General features: G+C 69.7%; 16 protein-coding genes. 12 read left to right on the top strand and 4 right to left on the bottom strand.

Annotated features, from left to right (window positions below):
* The first annotated feature begins 132 nt into the window (after positions 1–132).
* The 8 genes from BIU89_RS01895 to BIU89_RS01860 all read left to right on the top strand — a co-directional run bounded on the left by BIU89_RS01895 (position 133) and on the right by BIU89_RS01860 (position 9,660).
* Positions 133–5,502: a DUF6531 domain-containing protein gene (locus BIU89_RS01895; protein WP_071244573.1), complete on the top strand. Its 5,370-nt coding sequence runs from the start codon at positions 133–135 to the stop codon at positions 5,500–5,502.
* 1 nt (position 5,503) lies between these two features.
* Positions 5,504–5,875 carry a hypothetical protein gene (locus BIU89_RS01890; protein WP_071244572.1) on the top strand — a complete coding sequence of 124 codons (372 nt, stop codon included), beginning with the start codon at positions 5,504–5,506 and terminating at the stop codon, positions 5,873–5,875.
* A gap of 461 nt (positions 5,876–6,336) precedes the next feature.
* Positions 6,337–6,801, top strand: a complete 465-nt coding sequence (locus BIU89_RS01885) for a hypothetical protein (RefSeq protein WP_071244571.1) — start codon at positions 6,337–6,339, stop codon at positions 6,799–6,801.
* A 254-nt stretch (positions 6,802–7,055) separates the two neighbouring features.
* Positions 7,056–7,613 (top strand): hypothetical protein, encoded by a 558-nt coding sequence (locus tag BIU89_RS01880; RefSeq protein ID WP_071244570.1) that lies wholly within the window; start codon positions 7,056–7,058, stop codon positions 7,611–7,613.
* The gene (locus BIU89_RS01875) at positions 7,603–8,013 is read left to right on the top strand and encodes a DUF6188 family protein (RefSeq protein ID WP_071244569.1); all 411 of its coding nucleotides are present in this window, start codon (positions 7,603–7,605) and stop codon (positions 8,011–8,013) included. The genes BIU89_RS01880 and BIU89_RS01875 overlap by 11 nt, the downstream gene beginning before the upstream one ends.
* A complete protein-coding gene (locus BIU89_RS01870) occupies positions 8,010–8,423 on the top strand; it encodes a DUF6188 family protein (protein ID WP_071244568.1) in 414 nt (137 codons plus the stop codon). The genes BIU89_RS01875 and BIU89_RS01870 overlap by 4 nt, the downstream gene beginning before the upstream one ends.
* A 59-nt stretch (positions 8,424–8,482) precedes the next feature.
* A complete protein-coding gene (locus tag BIU89_RS01865; protein WP_139178737.1) occupies positions 8,483–9,145 on the top strand; it encodes a hypothetical protein in 663 nt (220 codons plus the stop codon).
* A complete protein-coding gene (locus tag BIU89_RS01860) occupies positions 9,142–9,660 on the top strand; it encodes a hypothetical protein (protein WP_071244566.1) in 519 nt (172 codons plus the stop codon). Before BIU89_RS01865 ends, BIU89_RS01860 begins: the two co-directional genes overlap by 4 nt.
* Before the next feature lie 129 nt (positions 9,661–9,789).
* Here BIU89_RS01860 and BIU89_RS01855 read toward each other — a convergent pair whose 3' ends face one another.
* Positions 9,790–11,013, bottom strand: a complete 1,224-nt coding sequence (locus BIU89_RS01855; RefSeq protein WP_071244565.1) for an alpha/beta fold hydrolase — start codon at positions 11,011–11,013, stop codon at positions 9,790–9,792.
* A gap of 23 nt (positions 11,014–11,036) precedes the next feature.
* Between BIU89_RS01855 and BIU89_RS01850 the strand changes: the two genes are divergently transcribed.
* The 4 genes from BIU89_RS01850 to BIU89_RS01835 all read left to right on the top strand — a co-directional run bounded on the left by BIU89_RS01850 (position 11,037) and on the right by BIU89_RS01835 (position 16,445).
* The gene (locus BIU89_RS01850) at positions 11,037–11,618 is read left to right on the top strand and encodes a DUF3000 domain-containing protein (RefSeq protein WP_017886108.1); all 582 of its coding nucleotides are present in this window, start codon (positions 11,037–11,039) and stop codon (positions 11,616–11,618) included.
* The gene (locus BIU89_RS01845) at positions 11,615–12,958 is read left to right on the top strand and encodes an HRDC domain-containing protein (protein WP_441294447.1); all 1,344 of its coding nucleotides are present in this window, start codon (positions 11,615–11,617) and stop codon (positions 12,956–12,958) included. Before BIU89_RS01850 ends, BIU89_RS01845 begins: the two co-directional genes overlap by 4 nt.
* Before the next feature lie 128 nt (positions 12,959–13,086).
* Positions 13,087–14,304, top strand: a complete 1,218-nt coding sequence (locus tag BIU89_RS01840) for a thiolase family protein (protein WP_027465475.1) — start codon at positions 13,087–13,089, stop codon at positions 14,302–14,304.
* A gap of 2 nt (positions 14,305–14,306) precedes the next feature.
* Positions 14,307–16,445: a 3-hydroxyacyl-CoA dehydrogenase NAD-binding domain-containing protein gene (locus BIU89_RS01835; RefSeq protein WP_071244564.1), complete on the top strand. Its 2,139-nt coding sequence runs from the start codon at positions 14,307–14,309 to the stop codon at positions 16,443–16,445.
* A gap of 112 nt (positions 16,446–16,557) precedes the next feature.
* Here the strand turns inward: BIU89_RS01835 and dxs are convergent, their stop codons facing one another.
* The 3 genes from dxs to BIU89_RS01820 all read right to left on the bottom strand — a co-directional run bounded on the left by dxs (position 16,558) and on the right by BIU89_RS01820 (position 22,406).
* A complete protein-coding gene (dxs, locus tag BIU89_RS01830; protein ID WP_071244563.1) occupies positions 16,558–18,495 on the bottom strand; it encodes a 1-deoxy-D-xylulose-5-phosphate synthase in 1,938 nt (645 codons plus the stop codon).
* Positions 18,496–18,645: 150 nt separating this feature from the next.
* Positions 18,646–21,462: an aconitate hydratase AcnA gene (gene acnA, locus BIU89_RS01825; RefSeq protein ID WP_027465472.1), complete on the bottom strand. Its 2,817-nt coding sequence runs from the start codon at positions 21,460–21,462 to the stop codon at positions 18,646–18,648.
* A 128-nt stretch (positions 21,463–21,590) separates the two neighbouring features.
* Positions 21,591–22,406 (bottom strand): DUF3159 domain-containing protein, encoded by an 816-nt coding sequence (locus BIU89_RS01820; RefSeq protein ID WP_071244562.1) that lies wholly within the window; start codon positions 22,404–22,406, stop codon positions 21,591–21,593.
* Positions 22,407–22,429 lie beyond the last annotated feature (23 nt).

Here is a 22,429-nt window from a genome sequence, read left to right as displayed (position 1 = left end):
GGACAGGAGGCGCGGTGCCAGGTGGCACCGCGCCTCCTGTCCGTTGCTCGTTTCGGATGCATGCGGTCCTCTGGCATTTCAGTCGCCGGCCGTGACAGGATGGGCCGGTCAGCACCATGGGGGGAATTGACGATGGCGAAGATCCACGGGAACGATCCGACCGGCTACTCGTACAGCGCGGCGGACACGCTCAAATCGGCTTCGACGGCGCTCGCGTCGTCGATCGGCGGCCAGGCCGGATCGCGGTCGTCGTCGGTGACGACCGCGACTGCGGAGTTCCGGGGGTACTTCTCCGAGGTCTTCGCGGACAACGCCGACATCGGTGCGCGCAGCGCGACGAAGCTCGTCGAGTCGTTGCAGAGCCTGTCGGGGTTCGTGCAGGAACTCCGCGACGCCGCGAAGGACGAGGACGACCGGCGGAAGCAGGCGAAGGCGTGGGACGCCCGCAAGCGTGAACGCGAGGAGAACTTCTTCGTCGGCGCCGGACACGAGATCTCGACGTGGTTCGGCGGCGGTGACGACCCGAAGCCCCCGGAGCCGGAACCGGAGCCGCGGCTGCAGGCGGACGAGGTCAGCGTCAAGGGGCGCGAGATCCCCGCGGGTGGTGGGACCAGCGGTGGGACGTCGTCGGCCGTCCCCGAAGACCTCCGCTCCTTCGAGGCGAACACCCGCACGCTCGACTCCGACCTGTCGGGTGCCGTCTCCACGTTCCGCAACGCCCTGAGCGACTACGAGGCCGAGTGCAACCCCTGCTGGGGCACGCTGAACGCCCAGTCGCTGCTGACCGCCGTCAACGACTGGCTCACCGCGAACGGGCAGGACGCCGACTGGGCGGGCACCGTCGCCGCGCAGTTCGAAGCCGCCGGTGGTGGTGCCGGGCCCGCGACGCTGTCGGACGCGGCGATCGCGGCGGCCCTGTCCGCGGCGGGCATCGACGCCGGACGTGACGACTTCACCATCGGACCGTTCTCGGCGATGGGGACGCCCCCGACGAACGGGTTCGCCGACGATCCCGTCAACACCGCCACGGGCAACTTCCTGGAGCCCGAGACCGACCTGTCGTTCGCCGGGCAGGCGGCGTTGCTCCGGCTCACCCGGATGTACAACTCGCTCGACGGCCGTGCCGGGGTGTTCGGGCTCGGGTGGTCCTCGATCCTCGACACCCGGCTGGAGATCACCGACGACGCCGCGTCGGTCGTGCTCGACGACGGCCGGCAGGTCGACTTCCCGCGGCAGGGCGACGGCTGGGACCGCGCGGTCGGCGAGGACCTGTGGCTCCGGGCCGAGGGGGACGCCCTCGTCGTCCAGGACAACGCCGGTGGTCGCTGGGCGTTCACGCGGTCCGGGCTGTGGTCGAACTTCGGTCGCGGAGCCGGCACCACGGTGACCGTGCGGCGTGACCAGCAGGACCGCATCACCCGCCTGTCGCACGTGTTCGGACGGTTCATCGACGTCGAGCACGGGGGCGACCGCGTGGCGTCGACGAGCGCCTCCGACGGACGCCGCGTGGAGTACCACTACGACGATGCTCGTCGACTCGTCCGTGCGACGGACGCCGTCGGCAGCCGTCGGTACCGCTGGAACGACGACGGGCTGATCGACCGCGTGACCGCTGCCACGGGTGTGGTCGAGTGCGAGAACACCTACGACGCCCGTGGCCGTGTCGTCGAGCAGCGCACGCCGTTCGGACGGCGCGTGCGGTTCGCGTACCTGCCGGGCCGCGTCACCTCGGTCTCCGACGTCGACGGCGACCACACCAACACGTGGATCGCCGACCGCAAGGGCCGGGTCGTCGGGATCATCGACACCGACGGGCGGCGTCAGTCGATGTCGTACGACCCGCACGGCAACCTCGTCTCGGTGACCGAGCGCGACGGGCAGGTGACCGTCCACGGGTACGACGAGCGGGGACGGCGCGTCCGGACCGTGACACCGGAGGGCGCCGACCTGACCTTCGGGTACGACGAGCAGGACCGCATGACCACGGTGGTCACCGCGAACGGCGGGGTCGTCGAGTACGAGTACGCGGGCGACGACCGGAACCCGTCGACCATCGTCGACCCCGTCGGCGGTCGCACCGTGCTCGAGTGGCGGGACGGCCTGTTGGTCCGGACCACCGATCCGACGGGCGTCGTCGTCGTCTTCCACCACGACGCCTCCGGCGAGGTCGTCGGCGTCGAGAACGCCGTCGGTGACACCGCACGTCTGATCCGCGACCCCGGTGGCCGGATCATCGAGGCGGTCACACCGCTCGGCAACCGGACCCGGTACCGCTACGACGCCGCCGGCCTGCTCACCGCGCGTGAGGACCCGGACGGCGGGCTGTGGCGGTTCGAGCACGGCGACGGCGGTCGGGTCACGGCGACGATCGATCCGACCGGTGCCCGCACCGAGGTCGCCTACGGCCAGCACGGCGAGATCGTGTCCACCACGGATCCCCTCGGTCGCGTCGTGACGAAGGACTTCGACGCCATCGGCAACGTCTCGTCGATGACCCTGCCCGACGGTGCCGAGTGGGCGTTCGTGCACGACGCGCTCTCCCGACTCGAAGCCGTGGTCGACCCGGCCGGCGGCACCTGGACACGCGAGCACGACGCGGTCGGAGCCCTCGGCGCGACGGTCGACCCCACCGGTGTCCGCACCGAGGTGGGGCGCTCGCGCGCTGACGGCGTCTCCACGGTCCGGGACGCCTTCGATGCCGTGTCCGTCACGACCGACGAGTTCGGGCGCCCGACCCGGCTCGAGCACACAGACGCCTCCGCCGAACTCACGACGTACGACGCCTGCGGCCGACCGGTCGAACTCGTCGACGCGGACGGTGGACTCACCAGGATCGAGCGTGACCTGGCCGGACGAGTCGTCGGTGTGACCACTCCGGCGGGCCGCACCACCCGGTACGAGTACGACGCGTGCGGCCGCCCGGTCAGCGCGATCGACCCCGCCGGCGCACCCACCACGCTGACCTACGACGCCGATTCACGGGTCGTCGCGCGCACTCTGCCGACCGGCGAGGTCGCCCGGACCGAGTACGACCGCCAGGGTCGGGTCGTCCACGCCGACGTGCCCGGGGTCGGCACCGCCCGGTACCGGTACGACCGCGTGGGTCGGGTCGTGTCGGCGCGCGACACCCGTTTCGGCCAGCGGACCTTCCGCTACGACGCCGCCGGACAACTCATCGCCGCGGTGAACGGGCTCGGCGGCACCACCCGGTACGAGTACGACCAGCGTGGGCGCCTCGTCCGCACCGTCGATCCGCTGGGTGGGGTGACTCTCCGCACGTACACGCAGCTCGACAAGGTGGCCTCGTCCACCGATCAGCTCGGTCGCACGACGACGGCGACCTACGATGCGGCCGGGCGCCAGCTCACCCAGACCGACCCGGACGGGAGCGTCCTTCGGTGGGAGTACGACGCGGCCGGTCGTGAATCCGCGCAGTACGCCGGTGACCGGTTGATCGGCCGCATCGACCGCGATGCGCGTGCTCGCACGGTGACGATCACCGACGAGACCCGTCCCGACTCCCCCGCCACCCACGTCCTCGAGTTCAGCCGACTGGGCCAGCTCGTCCGCCGTGCCACCGGCGCGCGCGAGACCCGGTGGACCCACGATGCCGACGGACTCCGCACCTCGGTGCAGTCCCCTGACGGGTCCACGACCCGGTACGAGCACGACGACACCGGACGGGTCGTCCGCGTCGACCACTCCGCATTCGGCGAGGTCCGGTACGAGCACGACGCGGCGGGGCGGCTCCTGCAGGCCCGCGGCGGCGATCAGCTGCAGACCTGGGAGTACGCGAACGGACAGGTGGTCCGGCACACGCGCATCGACGCGGACGGCACGCACGCCAGCACGATCGAACGCGACGCCGACGGGCGCATCACCCGGGTCGACGGACCCGGTGGGAGCACCACCTACGAGCACGACGATGCCGCGCAGCTGGTGGCGTCCGTCCAGGAAGCCCGTCGCACCGACTGGGTCTACGACGTCGCTGGTCGTCTGGCCGAGGAACGGACGGACTCCGGGGCCCGACGGTTCCGGCACGACGCCGCCGGTCAGCTGATCGGCGTCGACGCCGTGGACGGGTCGCCCGAGGTGGAGTACGCCTACGACGGCGCTGGTCGTCGGGTGCAGGCGCTCCGAGGCGACGGCGTGACGACCACGTACGGCTGGACCCCGCAGAGTCACCTCACCGGGGTGGCGGAGACCACCGCGGCAGGCAGCACCACGACCGACCTGCACGTCGACGCCCTCGGTGAACTCGCCGATGTCGACGGCGTCCAGATCGACTGGGACACCGCCGCGTTCGCGCCGACGCTCCTGGCCGTCGGTGACGAGCCGGTGATCCACGCTCCCGGCGGCCTGACGGGGGTCGACGACGGTTGGACCACCAGCGGTCGGCGCACCACGAGAGCAGCCGACGACGCCGACCCGTGGCAGACGCTCGTCGACCTCGGCGGCTCCGGCCTGCCCGGCGGCATCGCACTCGGCGCCGACGGTTCGCTGCAGGTCGCCGGCCTGGAGTGGATGGGTGCCCGCGCCTACGACCCGTCGTCGCGCGGTTTCCTGTCCGTCGACCCGGTCACCGCGCCCGCCGGAGCAGCCTGGGCCGGCAACCCGTACTCGTTCGCCGGCAACGACCCCCTGCACGCCGTCGATCCACTCGGACTCGCGCCGGTCACCGACGCCGAGCTCGAGGCCTACGCGGCGGCCGAGCAGGGTCCGCTCGCGCGCGCCGCTGCAGCCACCGGTGACTGGTTCGCGGACAACTGGGAGTACGTCGCCGGCGGTGCCATGGTCGTCGCCGGAGGGGTGCTCTTCGCCACCGGGGTGGGTGGTCCGGTCGGCGCGATGCTCATCAGCGCCGGTGCCGACACCATCATCCAGAAGGCCACCACCGGCGAGGTGAACTGGGGCCAGGTCGCCGTCAGCGGGGCCTTCGGTGCCGTCGGTGGTGGTGCCGGAGCCCTGATCGGCAAGCAGCTGGTCAAGAACGCAGCTGAAGGTGCGGCCGAGAACGTCGCGAACTACGCGGTGAGCGGCCAGCCGGTGACCCCCGGTGGCCTGCTCCGGAACGCTGCCGAGGGTGCGGCGACGTCGGCGGCCACCGGCGGCACGATGTCGAAGGTGCACCTGCCGACAGCGGTGAACAAGCTCGGCGACGAGCTCCCGACGCCCTTCGAAGGTCAGAAGATCTACCGTGTCTACGGCGGAGATGCTCAGGCGACCGGTGCCTCATGGTCGCCGTCCCACCCTGGTTCTGTTGCCAACTACCGCGACGTCGCAGGACTACCTTCAGGGAAGACTGAGCCCGATTACAGCGTGAACTCGGGGCGGTTCCTGCTCGAAGGGACGTTGCGCGACCCCAGCGCGGTGGTGAAGACGAGGGCAGCTCTTCCCTTGGACGGCAACCGAGGCGGAATTGACGAGTACATCATCCCGAACGGCATCGAGAAGGGCGCGATCCAGCTCGATCGCGTCAGCGGCATCAATCCGGAGTTCTGACATGCAAGAAGTCTTCTTTCTCTCGTCCATGGACAGCAAGCGGTTCTCGTCTGTCTTCCGGTGCGAAGTGGAACGACCGATCGAGCTACCGAACGGTCACCATGCGCTGATGGTCAGCTGCGATCCGCCGCTGAACGGTCAGGAGCTCGGCCACCCGCTGGGCGTCGAGGAGCTGTTGCTCTGGAGTCGCTTCGAAGACGAAGACCTCTGGACCTTCCCCACTTTCCCGCACTTCGTGCAGATCTGTCTCCCTGACGTCGATCTGCCTGTCCATGTCATGCCTCCGAGCATCGCATGGGGCGAGATCTACAAGACCGAGGCAGACGCGCACGCCCACGAGATGAGCTCTCGCCCGCGCTCCTCGACGAAGTGAACGATTTGGTCGGCAAGCTCCGGCAGACTCGCGAACCGCCCTACGAGCTTGAAGATTGGGACAACATGAAGACAGAAGACGAATCACGTCTGCACGATCTCATCCGCACTTGCTTGGATCACCTACTCCTACCTGAATCAGGACCATTGCAGGACCAAGCGCGAGCAATTCGAGGATTCCGAGCGACTGGTCCACGGATCTGGCAGATAGACCTTGACGACTCACCCGCCGTCAGTTTGCCGGACCAGCCCCTTCCGATCGAAGCCTCTTATGCAGATGAATCTTCTGAGGTTGTCGGCGAAGTTCTCATTTGGACGAAGAACGGGAGGATTGACAGTCTAGAGCTTCCATGGTTCACGGATTCGATGCCAAGAAACATTCCCAGCGCTCAACAACTGCTATTTGACGAATGATGGCCAGCGTCTTCAACCGGAGGACAAGGCGAGGTTGAATCGGATCCTATGCTGCGACTTTATACCCGTGAATCTGAACAGGGCGATAGCGAATGGTTCGACCTCGCCGACGTCGTGTCCTCCCTTCATCTGCCGCAGCTTTCATGGACGGCCGAGGACATATTCGTGAACGTGTCGAGAGATCCCGGACTGGACGTTGCCGAACTGGAGCAGCTCTCGAGCGCGCCCCACTTGCCCAATCCGGTGCTCGACAATGCCTCGTTCATGCGACTCACCGAAACCACGCAGCAGTTCATCGATGGCGAGTTCGTCGGATTCAACCCATCCGAAGTCGGTGATATCGACAGAGCAGTCATCCGCCTCGACATGAGTGACGGCTCGTTGTGGACGATCATCATCGACACAAATCGGGTCGAGATTCGGGACGGATTTGCCCGGGCATTCGGGCCGGGAACGCGAGTGCCGGCGATGACCACCCGCACCACCGGGCCTTCGACCGAAATGCCACCGTGAACACCGCACGGTCGCGAGCCTTGAGCAGAAACAGAGCAACCGGCCCACGAGAACGAAACGTGCTCTCTAGAGTCCACCGATCCACGCGGGGATGGCTCCCCCATCCGTGGACAGCATCACCCGTCAGGCTCGAGCCGCCCGCCGAAGTTTGGGGCGAAGCACCCCCGCGATCGCAATTGTGACGTGTGCAACCGACACCTGAGAGGACCAGGTTGAGTTCACAGCAACAGATCTACCCAGTTGCGGTCGGTGACGTGTTCACCGTGCCGCTCAACGACAGCAAGGTGGTGCTCGGACAGGTGATCGGCAAGTACACGAAGGCGCTCTACATCATCATCTTCGGCCTCGTCGCGCCCGTCAGCTCAGTGCAGAGCCTCCACCTCAGCGAGGTGACCGCAGCGACTCCCATTCTCGCGCGGATGACGTTCGATGCGCGATTCCGACCGGGCATGTGGCAGATCGTGGGCAACAGCATTCCCGACCAACGCCGGTTCCTGCCCGCGTTCAGCCACGGATCGGAGGACTACGACGGGGTGCACGTCACGAACTTCGACAGGTCGAGGATGAGGAGGGCGACGGCTGACGAGGCCCGCCGTGTTCCGCATCTGACCGTCGACTCCCCGATGGTCGTGGAGAAAGCGGTTCGTGCCCACCACGGCTTGGAACCGTGGCGGCCGGTGTACGACGACCTCCGGTACCGCCCCACTCCGACGTCATGGGAACTCTTCGGAGAACCTCGATCTGCTCGAGCAGACTCAGCGAGGGCAGCTCCTGAACAGCAATCCGTACAAGGGAACGATCATGGTCGCTGACACCGCTGACCCCACCGGGGACGCGATGACCGTCGAGCGCGCGGGCACGCTCGACCTCATCGGCGTCGACTTCCGGCTCGAGCTGGGGTTCGGCAACGGCTACCGCGTCCAGCTCGAATCCGAGTGCACCGTCACCGACCGGTCCGGAAGCACCGCGGTCGTCGATCCCGACCGCAAGGACTCACTGCTCCCGGTCCTGCGGCTGTTCGGTGCCGAGCTCGTTCGGAGTTCGACCGAGAACGGCGTACTGACGCTGATCTTCGACGGCGGGGACACCCTCGTCGCCGGTCCCGATGCCGAGTTCGAGTCCTGGCAGGTCTCCGGGCCGAAGGGTCGCCCGGCCCGCACCGAGCCGCCGACCGGAAGCACGGGCACGGGCACGGAAGGAGATCGAGGATGAGCGGCGTTCCGCGCCAGCCCTTCGCGCTGGACATCGCCGGCGACACCGTCGACCTCATCAGCATCGGACCAGACGTGACGATCCGCTTCTCGAGCGGTGCTTCGCTCCGGTTCGAGACCGACTTCGCGCTGAGCTCTGACGGGGAGCACGCGTTCCTCGATCCCGGCGACAAACCGTCCCTGCTCGACCTCCTTGCCCTGCACAACAAGGTCGTCTCGGACGGTGCAGTCACGGGCGGGCGAATCACCATCCGGTTCGCCTCGGGTGCGTTGCTCGAGGGCTGGTCGAACCGCCGAGGTCCGTCCTGGCACTACAGCGAACCGGGCCGCGCACGGGTCGACATCGACGTCCTGCCCGACGGCGAGGTCCGGTACCGACAGGGCCCGTCGTCCGCGGAGATCCGACGGTGACGGACGCGCCCCCGGCCATCTCGATCCACCATCTCCGAGCGGTCACCGATGAATCGACCGTGGAGCTCCCGGACCGTGTCGTCGAGGTCCTCGCCACTGTCGGGCCGGACACGGATGTGCTCGTCTCCGACGTGTCCGCACGCTCGTTCGCAGCGGTCATCCGGCAGTCCTCCTCGAAGCAGGAGCCGAACCTCGTACCGTTCATCGACCCACTCGAAGCCCTCGGAGACGAGCTCGTCCTGATCTGTCAGGTCGAGCACGGCGATGAACTCGTGACGGTCGTGTTGCGCGCGACGGACCGGACGCTCGTGGCTGCCACGGCGGTCGACCGCTCCGTCGGACTCGTCCACATCACCGTCCAGGAGCTGTGCTCGCGCCTGCGCACATCAGACGCCCCGGGGGCCGAACTGGCGCTCGAGGTGGCATCGCAGTGCGCGGCCGAGGAACGGCTCCGTGTCTTCGATCAGGGCGCGCCGGCGACGGCACGGACCTTCCTGACGAAGTACACGATGGCCGCCGAGAAGGGCTTCGACGTCCGCGGACTCGACGGGTTCGCCCGTGCGCTCGTGCCGCTCGGCGACGAGCAGCCGGGGCTCTCCACCGTGCAGGCTGACACCGCAGTCGCGATCATCGCGTTCACGCCGGGCAGGACCGACGTCCTCGCTGCCATGAGCGTGGGCGGCTTCTCGCCACAGGTCGAGACAACAGAGGAGACCGGATGACCACGACGTTGCCGAACGACCTCGAGATGGTCACGTACACGATCCCCGCTGATCACATCGTGCTGCCCGATCTGGTCCAGTTCTTCTCAGAGCTCGATTCACCAGAGCTCGTCTGGGTCCTCACGACCCTGTACGCCGTCACGTCCCCTGACAAGCCGGTCCAAGCGCTCCCACTCGAACGCCGCGTCGACGCGGCGGCGGAACCCGGGCTCATCCTGAGCCATGCCGAGGCGATGGAGATCGCTGACAGCATGCGGCAGCTCATCGACGGCGAGTTCCTCGGCTACCTCCCCGGCTCGGACCTGACCGACGAGTCGAACCTGGTCGTCCGGATCGACGCGTTCGACAGTGGCGAATGGACCGTGACGGTCCGACCGCCGCTCACGACGATGAGCGATGCCTTCGACCGGACGCACGGCCCAGCGCAGCTCGGCCGACCGGCGACTCGTCTCGAGGAGTTCGGGCCGCGACAGCAGACGACGAACGGAACGAATGCCGGACCACCCGCTTCGTGAGCAGGAATGGTCGGGTGTCGGACGGTGACCCGACCATTTCTGCTCACGATGCGACCGAACGGACGCAAGGACGGACGGGAGGCGCGGTGCCAGCTGACACCGCGCCTCCCGTCCGCCCTTCGGTCGCATCTACCGCGCGCTGGTCGCCCCGCGCCGCTGGACCACCTCGGTGAGCCACGCGAGGATGCGGGCGTCGAACCAGTCGGCGTCGTGGTTCCAGAGCTTGGTGTGCCGGGCCGTGGTCTGGATCTCGAGCCGCACCAGATCGGGCCGTGCGCGGGCCAGGTCGTGCGAGGCCGAGGACGGCACGAACCCGTCGTCGTCGCTGTGCAGCAGCAGGATCGGCACCGTGAGCTCGTCGGAGCGCGTGACCATGTCGAGCTCGCGCAGGTCCACAGGGGCCTGGAGCCCGGCGAGCCGGTGCAGCACCGGCGTCCGGAGCAGGCGCTGCGCGACCTTGCGGACCGGACGCGGCAGGCGCAGGAGCTGGCTCTGCGACTTCAGGACGGCGTGCCAGTCGACCACCGGGGACTCGAGCACCACCCCGTCGACCAGGCCGGCGAAGCGCGAGCGGAGCAGGGTCTGCAGCACGACGGCGCCACCCATCGACCAGCCCATGAGCACGACGCTCTGGGCGTCCTGCGCGGTGAGCCAGCGGAGGACGGAGTCGACGTCCTCCCACTCGGTGCTGCCGAGGCCGTAGCGGCCGTCGACGCTCGGCGGGGCGACGCCGTCGTTCCGCCACGAGGCGAGCACCACCGAGTACCCGGCGGCGCGGAAGACGGGGACGGCGCGGATCGTCTCGGCACGCGTGACGCCACGGCCGTGCACCAGGACGGCCCACGGCGCTGCCGGGTCGTCGGCGCGGACGACCCAGGCGGGAGCCGGGCCGTTCGGGGTGGGGATGTCGACGTCCTCGACGGGCACGTCGAGTTCGCCGGGGGTCAGGTAGAACCAGCCGCCCCAGCGACCGCGACGGGCGGCGGTCGGGTCGCCGGCGTCGATCGCGATGATGCGGCGCGTGACGGTGGTGTCGGTCGTGCCGAGGACCTCTCCGACGCGCATGTGGCCGGTGCCGCCGCCGAACCAGAGCGAGTACCGGCCCTGCAGCTCGGTGTCGGCCGTCCGCTCGATCGTGACGGTCTTCCGGACGGGATCGACGGCGTGGATCGGGACGCGCTCGTTGCGCTTGCGGTCGGGCGTGACCACGGCGCGGGCGACGGCGGCGACGAAGCCACCGATGACGGCGGTCCCCACCGCGGCAGCTGCCAGACCGGCGCCGAGTGCGATGAACCCGGCCGATCGAGCGGTCTCCTGGACGACGTCCTCGGCGGGTCGCGCGGATCGGGACATGGCCCGGAGCCTAGTCTGCATGTGTGTCCGAAACCCGAGAGCCCGACGCCTTCGCGCGGCTCCGCGCGTTCGTGTCCGGCGGCAGCGGCCGTGCCGAGACCACCGTCACCGAGATCCCCTCGCCGACCCGGATCGCACCGTTCTCGATCGCCCTGGCGGCGGACGTGTCCGGCACCGCGCACGGCGTCGAGTCGGACCTGGGCACCGGCCGGTTCATCGCCCTGTACGACCCGGAAGAACCCGAGGGCTGGGGCGGCGCGTTCCGCGTCGTCTCGTTCGCCCAGGCACCGCTCGAGCCGGAGATCGGCGTCGACGAGTTCGTCGCCGACGTGACCTGGAGCTGGCTCGTCGACGCGCTCGAGTCGCACGGTGCGACGTACGACCACGCCTCGGGCACGGCCACCAAGATCATCTCGCGCGGGTACGGCGACCTCGCCGCACAGGGCGACGGCGCCCAGCTGGAACTCCGCGCGTCGTGGACACCACGCGGCGACGACCTCACCGCACACGTCCGGGCCTGGCAGGACATCGTCGCCATGCTCGCCGGTCTGCCGCCCGCATCGGACGGCGTGACCCTGCTGGCCCCGAGGAGGCTCGCCAAGTGACCGACCCCGCTCCCCAGGAAGCCGCTGGATCGACCGGCCCGGCTGCGTCCGCAGCCACGGCTGCCGGCTCGACTGCTCCGGCTGCCGCTGCTGGCTCGGCCGCTCCGGCCGCCGCCGCCAGCCCCGCCTTCGAGGCATCGCACGACGCCGTCAAGGTGATCGACACGCACGAGGACTACCTCGAGGCGGTCGCCGCCATCGCCGCCGGCCACGGCCCCGTCGCGGTCGACGCCGAGCGCGCCAGCGGCTACCGCTACTCGCAGCGCGCGTACCTGATCCAGGTGTTCCGCCGTGGTGCCGGTGCGTTCCTGTTCGACCCGATCCCGATCGGCGACTTCTCGGAGCTCCAGGCCGCCATCGTCGACGAGGAGTGGCTGTTCCACGCCGCCTCGCAGGACCTGCCGTGCCTGCAGGAGGTCGGCCTCGTCCCGACGCGCATCTTCGACACCGAACTCGGCGCCCGCATCGCCGGGTTCCCCCGTGTCGGCCTCGGCGCCGTCGTCGAGCAGCTGCTCGGCATCACCCTGGCGAAGGCGCACTCGGCCGCCGACTGGTCGACCCGTCCCCTGCCGCAGTCGTGGCTCGTCTACGCGTCGCTCGACGTCGAGCTGCTGCCCGACCTCCGCGACGCCCTCGCCGAGAAGCTCGACGAGGCGGGCAAGACCCGGATCGCCCAGGAGGAGTTCGACGCGGTCCTGCACCGCGCCCCGAAGCCCGCCCGCGCCGAGCCCTGGCGTCGGCTGTCCGGCATGCACGCGCTCCGTGGTGCTCGAGCACTGGCGATCGCCCGGTCGCTCTGGCTTGCCCGCGACGAGTACGCCCGACAGGCGGACATCGCCCCGGGACGCACGATCCCCGACTCGGCGATCATCGCCGCCGCGGCCGCCGCACCCGAGTCCCGCGCCGAACTCGGTGCGCTGAAGACCTTCACGGGCCGCGCCAGCCGTTCCGAGCTCGACCGCTGGTGGGCCGCCGTCGAGGAAGGCCGCACCACCGAGGACCTCCCCCGTCTCCGCGGTGCCGGCGAGGCCACCCTGCCCCCGCCCCGCGCCTGGGCGGACCGCAACCCGGCCGCCGACCGCCGGTACAAGGCCGCGCGCGCCGCGGTCACGAAGCGTGCCGAGGAGCTCGACATCCCGCTCGAGAACCTGCTCACGCCGGAGACGCTCCGGCTCGTGTCGTGGGCACCGCCGTCGCCGCCGTCGACCGAGCTGGTCGGCGCCGCCCTCGCCGAGCACGATGCCCGTCCGTGGCAGGTCGAGGAACTCGCGTCGATCATCGCGTCGGCCTTTGTCGCTGCTGCACAGCGGCCCGCGGCGACGGACGACGACGAGTCGTAGGAACTGCCCAACCGGCATGCGGCCGCCCAGGCTGGGGGCATAGCGTCGGGAGGGTCGCCGGGCGAGGCCCGGCCAGGCCGGAGCGACCTGCGTTCCGGCCCGATCGATGAGGATCTGGGAGGCCCGGATTGCCAAAGGCATCAGACGTCGTGTTCGTGGACGGCGTTCGCACACCGTTCGGACGAGCCGGCGAGAAGGGGGTGTTCTGGAAGACCCGGTCCGACGACCTCGCGGTGCACGCGATGCGCGGACTGCTCGACCGGAACGCCTTCGACACCGCAGCCGTGGACGACGTCGCCGTCGCGGCGACCACGCAGCAGGGTGACCAGGGGCTGACGCTCGGCCGCACGGTCGGCATGCTCGCGGGTCTGCCGAAGTCGGTGCCCGGCTACGCGATCGACCGCATGTGCGCCGGTGCCATGACGAGCGTCACGACGCTCGCGGGTGCCATCGCCTTCGGCGCCGCCGACATCGCGATCGCCGGTGGTGTCGAGCACATGGGCCGGCACCCGATGGGCTTCAACGCCGACCCGAACCCGCGCTTCGTCGCGGAGCGCATGGTCTCGAGCGACGCCCTCGTCATGGGTGCCACCGCCGAGCGCCTGCACGACCGCTTCCCCGCGATCACGAAGGACCGCACGGACGCCTACGCCGTCCAGTCCCAGCAGCGCTACGCCGCCGCCTGGGCGAACGGCAAGCTCCAGCCGGACGTGATCCCGGTCGAGGTCAACAAGGGCGACGGCTGGGACGTCGTCAGCACCGACGAGCCGCCGCGGCCGGGGACGACCCTGGAGGCGCTGGCCGCGTTGAAGACGCCGTTCCGGCCCCACGGACGGGTCACCGCCGGCAACGCCGCCGGTCTGAACGACGGCGCCACCATGAGCCTGCTCGCGTCCGAGGACGGCGCGAAGCAGCACGGACTGTCGACGAAGATGCGCATGGTCTCGTTCGCCTTCGCCGGCGTCGAGCCCGAGGTCATGGGCGTCGGCCCGGTCCCCGCGACCGACAAGGCCCTGTCGAAGGCCGGCCTGTCGATCGACGACATCGGCCTGTTCGAGATCAACGAGGCGTTCGCCGTCCAGGTGCTCGCGTTCCTCGACAACTACGGCATCGCCCAGGACTCCCCGAACGTGAACGCCTGGGGCGGCGCGATCGCCGTGGGCCACCCGCTCGCGTCGAGTGGCGTCCGGCTGATGAACCAGCTCGCCGCGCAGTTCGCCGAGCGACCGGACGTCAAGTACGGCATCACCACGATGTGCATCGGGCTCGGCCAGGGCGGCACCGTCATCTGGGAGAACCCGAACCACAGCAAGTCGGCCGAGCGTTCGGCTCGGAAGGGGGCGTGACCATGACCATCGTCGACAACGACCGACTGGCCGAACTCAGCGAGGACGAGGTGGTCACGCACTCGTTCGTCAAGCACGTCACGATGCCCTCGGGTGGCACGCTGGCGCTCATCACGCTCGACAACGGCAAGGACTACAAGCGGCCGAACACCCTCGGGCCCCGCACGCTCCGTGAGCTGTCCGGCGTGCTCGACACCCTGAAGACGGAGGCCGCCGCGGGCACGATCCAGGGCGTCGCCATTACCGGCAAGGAGTACTGCTTCGCCGCCGGGGCCGACCTGTCCCAGGCAGCGGCGGTCCCGTCGCGCGAGGCCGCCCACGACCTGGCCGCCCTCGGGCACGCCACGCTCAAGAAGTTCGCCGACCTCGGGGTGCCGTCGTTCGCGTTCGTGAACACCCTGGCGCTCGGCGGTGGGCTCGAGATCGCCCTGCACTGCACCTACCGGGCGTTCTCGTCCGCGGCGCAGGGCATCGGGCTCCCCGAGGTGTTCCTCGGCATCATCCCCGGCTGGGGCGGCGCGACGCTGCTCCCCCGCCTGATCGGGCCGGAGCGCGCGCTCCGCGTCATCGTCGAGAACCCGCTCAAGAACAACCGCCTGATGGACGGTCCGGCCGCGGTCGAGATCGGCATCGGTGACGTGCTCGTCCCGTCCGTCACGTTCCTGCCCTCGGCCGTGGCGTGGGCGGACGGCGTCATCACCGGAACGACCAAGGTGGTGCGGAAGAACGAGCCCGGCATGCTCGAGAAGGCCGCATGGGGCACCGTCGTCAAGGTCGCCCGCGGACAGGTCGCGTCGAAGATCGGCACCGTGCCGGAGTCGCCGTTCCGGGCGCTCGACCTCGTCGCCGCCGCCAAGTCGGGTTCGCTCGACGAACGCTTCGCCGACGAGGACGAGGCCCTCGCCGACCTCATCTCGGGCGACCAGTTCGCCGCGTCGATGTACGCCTTCGACCTCGTGCAGAAGCGTGCGAAGAAGCCCGTCGGCGCTCCCGAGGGCGTCGACGCGAAGAAGATCACGAAGGTCGGCGTCCTCGGCGCCGGGCTGATGGCGTCGCAGTTCGCGCTGCTGTTCGCCCGACGCCTGGGCGTCCCCGTCGTCATCACCGACGTCGACCAGTCCCGTGTGGACGCCGGCGTCGAGCGGATCCGCGGCGAGGTCGCGAAGCTGCTCGACAAGGGCCGGATCTCCCCCGACGACGCGAACCGCATCACGGCACTCGTCAGCGGGTCGGTGTCCTACGACGCCTTCGCCGACGCCGACTGGGTGATCGAGGCGGTCTTCGAGGAGATGACCGTCAAGCAGGAGGTCCTCCGGAAGATCGAGCAGGTCATCGCGCCGGACGCCATCCTCGCCACGAACACGTCGTCGCTCTCCGTCGACGAGATGGCGTCGGTGCTCACCAACCCGGAGCGACTCGTCGGCTTCCACTTCTTCAACCCGGTCGCGGTCATGCCGCTGCTCGAGGTGGTGCGCGCGGCGAAGACCTCGGACGAGGCCCTCGTCACCGCACTCGCCGTCGCGAAGACCCTGAAGAAGACCGCGATCATCACCGCGGACCAGCCGGGCTTCGTCGTCAACCGGGTGCTCGCCCGGGTGCTCGGCGAGGCGATGCGCGGCGTGGAAGAGGGCACCTCGTTCGACACCGTCGCCCAGGGTGCCGCCCCGCTCGGCCTGCCGATGTCACCGTTCGAGCTGCTCGAGCTCGTCGGGCTGCCGGTCGGTGCGCACGTGCTCGACTCGCACCACGCGGCCTGGCCCGAGCGCTTCTACCCCGGCGACGGCCTGAAGAGGATCGCCGAGCACGGGACGATCCTGACCCGCGACAAGAAGGGCAACGCGACCGGGTACGACCCCGCCGCCGTGAAGCTCGTCGCGCCGTCCAAGAAGGACGCGAAGCCGGTCGACGCCGCCGAGATGCAGCGCCGGTTCGAGGACGCCCTGGCCGACGAGCTGCACCGCATGCTCGAGGACCGGGTCGTCGAGCACGTCGAGGAGATCGACCTCGGGCTCATCCTCGGTGCGGGTTACCCGTTCCAGGCCGGTGGGATCAGCCCGTACCTCGACCGTTCCGGCGCGTCGGAGCGAGTCTTCGGCGGCACGTTCCACGAGCCGCGGATCGTCGGCCCCGCTTCCCGCTAGAGCCGACTCGGTCTCGAAGGCCGCACCGCCGCACAACCAAAGTCACCCCGAACCGCGGATCGCCGTGGTTCGGGGTGACTTTGGTTGTGCGAGACGCTCGCGGACCGCGCGGTCAGCGGTCGGACGCCGCGGACTCGCGGGACCGCGCGGGCTTCGCCTGCGGCAGCTTCGTCCCGACGACCTGGTCGATGACGTCGCGGGCGATGGCCTGCGCCGTCAGCCCCGCGTCGGTGAGGATCTGCGACCGGGTCGCGTGGTCGATGAACGCGTCGGGCAGCCCGAGCTCGTTCACCCCGGTGTCCACCCCGGCAGCGCGCAGGTCCTGCCGCAACCGGGTCCCGACGCCGCCGACCCGCACGCCGTCCTCGATGGTGATCACGAGCCGGTGCGTCCGTGACAGCTCGATCAGCGACACCGGGATCGGCACCACCCAGCGCGGGTCGACGACGGTGACGCCGATGCCCTGCGCCTCGAGCAGCGCCGCGGCCTCGAGTGCCACCGGCACCATCGACCCGACGGCGACGAAGAGCACGTCCTCGACGTCGTCCGCGGCGGCATGCAGGACGTCCACACCATCGGAGAGACGACGGACCGCGGGGATGTCCGGTCCGACCTGCCCCTTCGACCACCGCAGCACGGTGGGGGCGTCGTCGACGGCGATCGCCTCGCGGAACTCCTCGCGCAGCGTCGGGGCATCGCGAGGCGCGGCGATCCGGATCCCCGGCACGACCTGCAGCAGCGCGAGGTCCCACATGCCGTGGTGCGAGGGGCCGTCCGGGCCGGTGATGCCGGCACGGTCGAGCACGAACGTCACACCGGCCCTGTGCAGGGCGACGTCCATCAGCACCTGGTCGAACGCGCGGTTCAGGAACGTCGCGTAGAGCGCCACGACCGGGTGGAGTCCCCCGTAGGCCAGGCCCGCGGCGGTCGTCACGGCGTGCTGCTCGGCGATGCCGACGTCGTAGACCCGGTCGGGGTGCTGCTCCTGGAACAGGTGGAGCCCCGTCGGCCGGAGCATCGCCGCCGTGATGGCGACGATCCGAGGATCCGAGGCGCCGGCATCGGCCAGGGAAGACGCGAACACCGACGTCCACGACGGCCCCGATGCGGCGTCGAGCGACTCCCCGGTCTCCGGGTCGATGTGCCCGACGGCGTGGAACTGGTCGGCCTGGTCGCGCAGGGCGGGCTCGAAGCCGTGGCCCTTCTCGGTGATCGCGTGCACGATCACGGGAGCGCCGTACTCCTTGGCCTGCCGGAGCGCTGCCTCCATCGCCTGCTGGTCGTGGCCGTTCACCGGGCCGATGTACTTGATGTCGAGGTTCGAGTACAGCGCCTCGTTGTTCGTCAACCGCGACAGGAAGCCGTGCAGGCCCCCGCGCATGCCTCGGTACACCGCACGACCCGGAGCGCCGAAGCGGGCCGCCACGGCCTGCGTGCCCTCGTACAGGGCCCGGTACTCGCGGCGGGTGCGCACGGAGCTCAGGAACCGCGCCATGCCACCGATCGTCGGGGCGTACGAGCGGCCGTTGTCGTTGACGACGATGACCAGGCGACGGTCGTTGTCGTCGGAGATGTTGTTGAGCGCCTCCCACGTCATGCCGCCGGTGAGCGCACCGTCCCCCACCACCGCGACGACGGTGCGGTCGGTCTGCCCGGTCTGCCCGAACGCGCGGGAGATGCCGTCGGCCCACGACAGCGACGACGACGCGTGCGAGGACTCGACGATGTCGTGCTCGGACTCGCTCCGCTGCGGGTAGCCGGCGATGCCACCGCGTTCGCGCAGCTTCGAGAAGTCCTGGCGCCCGGTGACGAGCTTGTGCACGTACGACTGGTGCCCGGTGTCGAAGACGAACGGGTCGTTCGGCGAGTCGAACACGCGGTGCATCGCGAGCGTCAGCTCCACGACGCCCAGGTTCGGCCCGAGGTGCCCACCGGTCTTCGCGACCTCGGCGACCAGGAAGCGCCGGATCTCGGCGGCGAGGTCGGTCATCTGCGCGTCGGAGAGACGCTTCAGGTCGCGCGGCGACGTGATGCTGGCGAGCAGGCTCACGGGCGCTCCTTTCGTGGGGCTGTCGGCCCACTCTATTCTCGCTACCAGGTGACGGACTGGAGGCCCGTGGCGGTGTCGCCACGGGCCTCCGGTCCGATCTGTGGTCGCGTCAGCGACCCGTGCGTACGACGCTCCTGTCGTTCAAGGGACTCAGACGAGCGAGCGGAGCACGTACTGCAGGATGCCGCCGTTGCGGTAGTAGTCGGCCTCGCCGGGGGTGTCGATGCGGACGACCGCGTCGAACTCGATCGGCTGCTTGCCGGCCGGCGAGTGCTCGCTCGGCGTCGCGGTGACGTGCACCGTCTTCGGGGTGCGGCCCTCGTTCAGCTCGGTCAGCCCGGAGATCGACACGACCTCGGTGCCGTCGAGCCCGAGGGACTCGACCGTCTCGCCCGCCGGGAACTGCAGCGGGACGACGCCCATGCCGATGAGGTTGGAGCGGTGGATCCGCTCGAAGCTCTCGGTGATGACCGCGCGGACACCGAGCAGGTTCGTGCCCTTGGCCGCCCAGTCACGGGACGAGCCGGAGCCGTACTCCTTGCCACCGAAGATGACGAGCGGGATGCCCTGCTCCTGGTAGTGCTGCGAGGCGTCGTAGATGAACGACTGCGCACCGTCCGGCGTCGTGAAGTCACGGGTGTAGCCGCCCTCCACGCCGTCGAGCAGCTGGTTGCGCAGACGGATGTTCGCGAACGTGCCGCGGATCATGACCTCGTGGTTGCCGCGACGCGAGCCGTAGGAGTTGAAGTCCTTACGGTCGACGCCGTGCTCGGCGAGGTACTGGCCGGCGGGGCTGTCGGCCTTGATCGAACCGGCCGGCGAGATGTGGTCGGTCGTGACCGAGTCGCCCAGCTTCGCGAGCACCCGGGCGCCGGAGATGTCCGACACCGCGTCGGGCTGCATCGTCATGCCCTCGAAGTACGGGGGCTTCCGGACGTAGGTCGACTCCTGGTCCCACTCGAAGGTGTCGCCGGTCGGGGTCGGCAGGTTCTTCCAGCGGTCGTCGCCCTCGAACACGGAGCCGTACTCGTGGGTGAACATCTCGGTGTCGATCGACTCGTCGATGACCTGCTGCACCTCGGCCGCGTCGGGCCAGATGTCGGTCAGGTAGACGTCGTTGCCGTCCTGGTCCGTGCCGAGGGCGTCCTTGTCGAAGTCGAAGTGCATCGACCCGGCGAGGGCGTAGGCGATGACCAGCGGCGGGGACGCCAGGTAGTTCATCTTGACGTCGGGGTTGATCCGGCCCTCGAAGTTGCGGTTGCCCGAGAGCACCGCGGTGACGGCGAGGTCGTTGTCCTGCACGGCCTGCGAGATCTCCTCGGGCAGCGGGCCCGAGTTGCCGATGCAGGTGGTGCACCCGTAGCCGACCGTGTAGAAGCCGAGCTGCTCGAGGTAGGTGGTGAGACCGGCCTTCTCGTAGTAGTCGGTGACGACCTTCGACCCGGGCGCGAGGGTGGTCTTCACCCAGGGCTTCGCGGTGAGGCCCTTCTTCGCGGCGTTCCGGGCGAGGATGCCGGCGGCCATCATGACCGACGGGTTCGACGTGTTCGTGCACGAGGTGATCGCGGCGATCGCGACGGCACCGTGATCGATCGTGAACGGGTCGGCCCCGTCCATCGCGACCTTCGTCGGCGCCGAGGCGGTCGACGGTGCGCTCGACACGTGCACGTGCTCGTGCAGCGCCGTGTCCTCGTTGGTCGAACCGGCGGCGATCGGGTCGGAGGCCGGGAACGTCTCCTCGACCGCGTCGTCGAGGTCGGTCTGCTCGGACGGCGTCGTGTAGTTGTTCAGGTCGAGCTCGAACTGGCTCTTCGCGTTCGTGAGCTCGATGCGGTCCTGCGGACGCTTCGGGCCCGAGATGGACGGCACGACCGTGGAGAGGTCGAGCTCCATGTACTCGGAGTAGTTCGGCTCGACCGAGGCGTCGTGCCACAGGCCCTGGGCCTTGGAGTACGCCTCGACCAGCGCGATCTGCGCCTCGTCGCGACCGGTCAGCCGCAGGTAGTCCAGCGTGACGTCGTCGACCGGGAAGATCGCCGCCGTCGAACCGAACTCGGGCGACATGTTGCCGATGGTGGCGCGGTTGGCGAGCGGGACGGCGCCGACGCCCTCGCCGTAGAACTCGACGAACTTGCCGACGACGCCGTGCTTGCGGAGCTCCTGCGTGATGGTGAGCACCACGTCGGTCGCGGTCACGCCGGCCGGGATCTCACCGGAGAGCTTGAAGCCGACGACCTTCGGGATGAGCATCGACACGGGCTGGCCGAGCATCGCGGCCTCGGCCTCGATGCCGCCGACGCCCCAGCCGAGCACGCCGAGGCCGTTCACCATCGTGGTGTGCGAGTCGGTGCCGACCAGGGTGTCCGGGTACGCGTAGGTCTCGCCGTCGAAGTCACGCGTGTAGGTGACCTTCGCCAGGTACTCGATGTTCACCTGGTGGACGATGCCGGTGCCCGGCGGGACGACCTTGAAGTCCTCGAACGCGGTCTGGCCCCAGCGGAGGAACTGGTAGCGCTCACCGTTCCGCTCGTACTCCAGGTCCGTGTTGCGCTGCAGGGCGTCCGTGCTGCCGAACAGGTCGGCGATGACGGAGTGGTCGATGACCATCTCGGCCGGGGACAGCGGGTTGATCTTGTTCGGGTCGCCGCCGATGTCCGCCATGGCCTCGCGCATGGTGGCGAGGTCGACGATGCACGGCACACCCGTGAAGTCCTGCATGACGACGCGCGCCGGCGAGAACTGGATCTCGGTGTCGGGCTCCGCGTCGGGCCGCCAGGAGCCGAGCGCCCGGATCTGTCCCTCGGTGACGTTCTTGCCGTCCTCGGTGCGGAGGAGGTTCTCGAGCAGCACCTTCAGGCTGTAGGGCAACTTCTCGTGCCCGGGAACCGAGTCGATCCGGTGGATCGCGTAGTCGACACCCCCAACCGACAGTGTGTCCTTCGAGCCGAAGCTATTGACTGCAGCCACCGTGCCGCCTCCCTACTGATCGGTTTGCCCTCATCCTCGCGGGCCGTGGACCGTCCCACCAGCAAGGCAAACCTAATCCCGAGGACGCGTGCGCGCCCTGCGAGAACTATCTTGATGTCGAGAGAACTCTACACCGGGGCGACGTCGTCGCGTCGGACGAACACGGTGCGGACCAGCAGCCAGGTCACCCAGAGCACCGCCGCGTACAGCGGCACGCCGAGGATGAGCTTCAGCCCGGCGAGCAGTTCGACCTGCGCCGTCAGGTACAGCGGGACCTCCACCGCGAGCCGGACCGCGAACAGTCCGACCCAGATCCAGGTGGCGACCGTCAGCACCCGGCGCTTGACGGGGTCGGCGCGCCAGTCGACGTGCGAGCCGTCCTCGTTCGCCGGCAGCAGGAAGCCGACGACGAGCCCGATGAGCGGCCAGCGGATCGCCAGCGTGATCAGCAGCCCGACGAGCCAGACGGCGTTGATGACGATCCCGGGGATGAAGTTGCTCTCCGCACGGCCGGTGATGAGCGCGAGGCCGGCCGAGACCGCGACGCCGAGGATGCCCGCGAACGACATCGTCACCGACTGCCGCTGCAGCAGCCGGAGCACCACGAACACCAGGCCGACTGCCACCGGGATCACGACGCTCGGCACGAGCTCCTTCGTGATCGCGTAGACGACCAGGAACGCGAACCCGGGCAGCACCGACTCGGCGAGGCCGCGCACCCCGCCGACCGCGCCGAGCAGCGCCCTGCCGGACGGCGCCTCACCGGGCGCGACGCGAGCGATGCCGGCGTTCTGCACGGCGTCGCGGAACTGCGCGGAGAAGGACGGCGCGACCGACGGCTCGGCCGCCGGTGCCACGGTCGGCACCGCCGACGGCTCGGCCGCCGGTGCAGCGGGGTCGGAGCCAGCCGTCTCGGGTCGTGGGGTGTCGTCGTGGTCCGGCACCGTGCCTCCAGGCGGGGTTGGTC

The sequence above is a fragment of the Curtobacterium sp. MCBA15_005 genome (genome assembly GCF_001864855.1).
In the GTDB taxonomy this organism is placed as follows: Bacteria; Actinomycetota; Actinomycetes; order Actinomycetales; family Microbacteriaceae; genus Curtobacterium; species Curtobacterium flaccumfaciens.
Note: the sequence above shows the minus strand (reverse complement) of the source record. Positions and strands in the feature narration are given on the sequence as shown.

Bases quoted from the DNA above. Each gene is read 5' to 3' on its own strand.
- BIU89_RS01895 (WP_071244573.1), top strand. From the start codon at position 133: ATGGCGAAGATCCACGGGAACGATCCGACCGGCTACTCGTACAGCGCG.
- BIU89_RS01890 (WP_071244572.1), top strand. From the start codon at position 5,504: ATGCAAGAAGTCTTCTTTCTCTCGTCCATGGACAGCAAGCGGTTCTCG.
- BIU89_RS01885 (WP_071244571.1), top strand. From the start codon at position 6,337: ATGCTGCGACTTTATACCCGTGAATCTGAACAGGGCGATAGCGAATGG.
- BIU89_RS01875 (WP_071244569.1), top strand. From the start codon at position 7,603: ATGGTCGCTGACACCGCTGACCCCACCGGGGACGCGATGACCGTCGAG.
- BIU89_RS01870 (WP_071244568.1), top strand. From the start codon at position 8,010: ATGAGCGGCGTTCCGCGCCAGCCCTTCGCGCTGGACATCGCCGGCGAC.
- BIU89_RS01860 (WP_071244566.1), top strand. From the start codon at position 9,142: ATGACCACGACGTTGCCGAACGACCTCGAGATGGTCACGTACACGATC.
- BIU89_RS01855 (WP_071244565.1), bottom strand. From the start codon at position 11,013: ATGTCCCGATCCGCGCGACCCGCCGAGGACGTCGTCCAGGAGACCGCT.
- BIU89_RS01835 (WP_071244564.1), top strand. From the start codon at position 14,307: ATGACCATCGTCGACAACGACCGACTGGCCGAACTCAGCGAGGACGAG.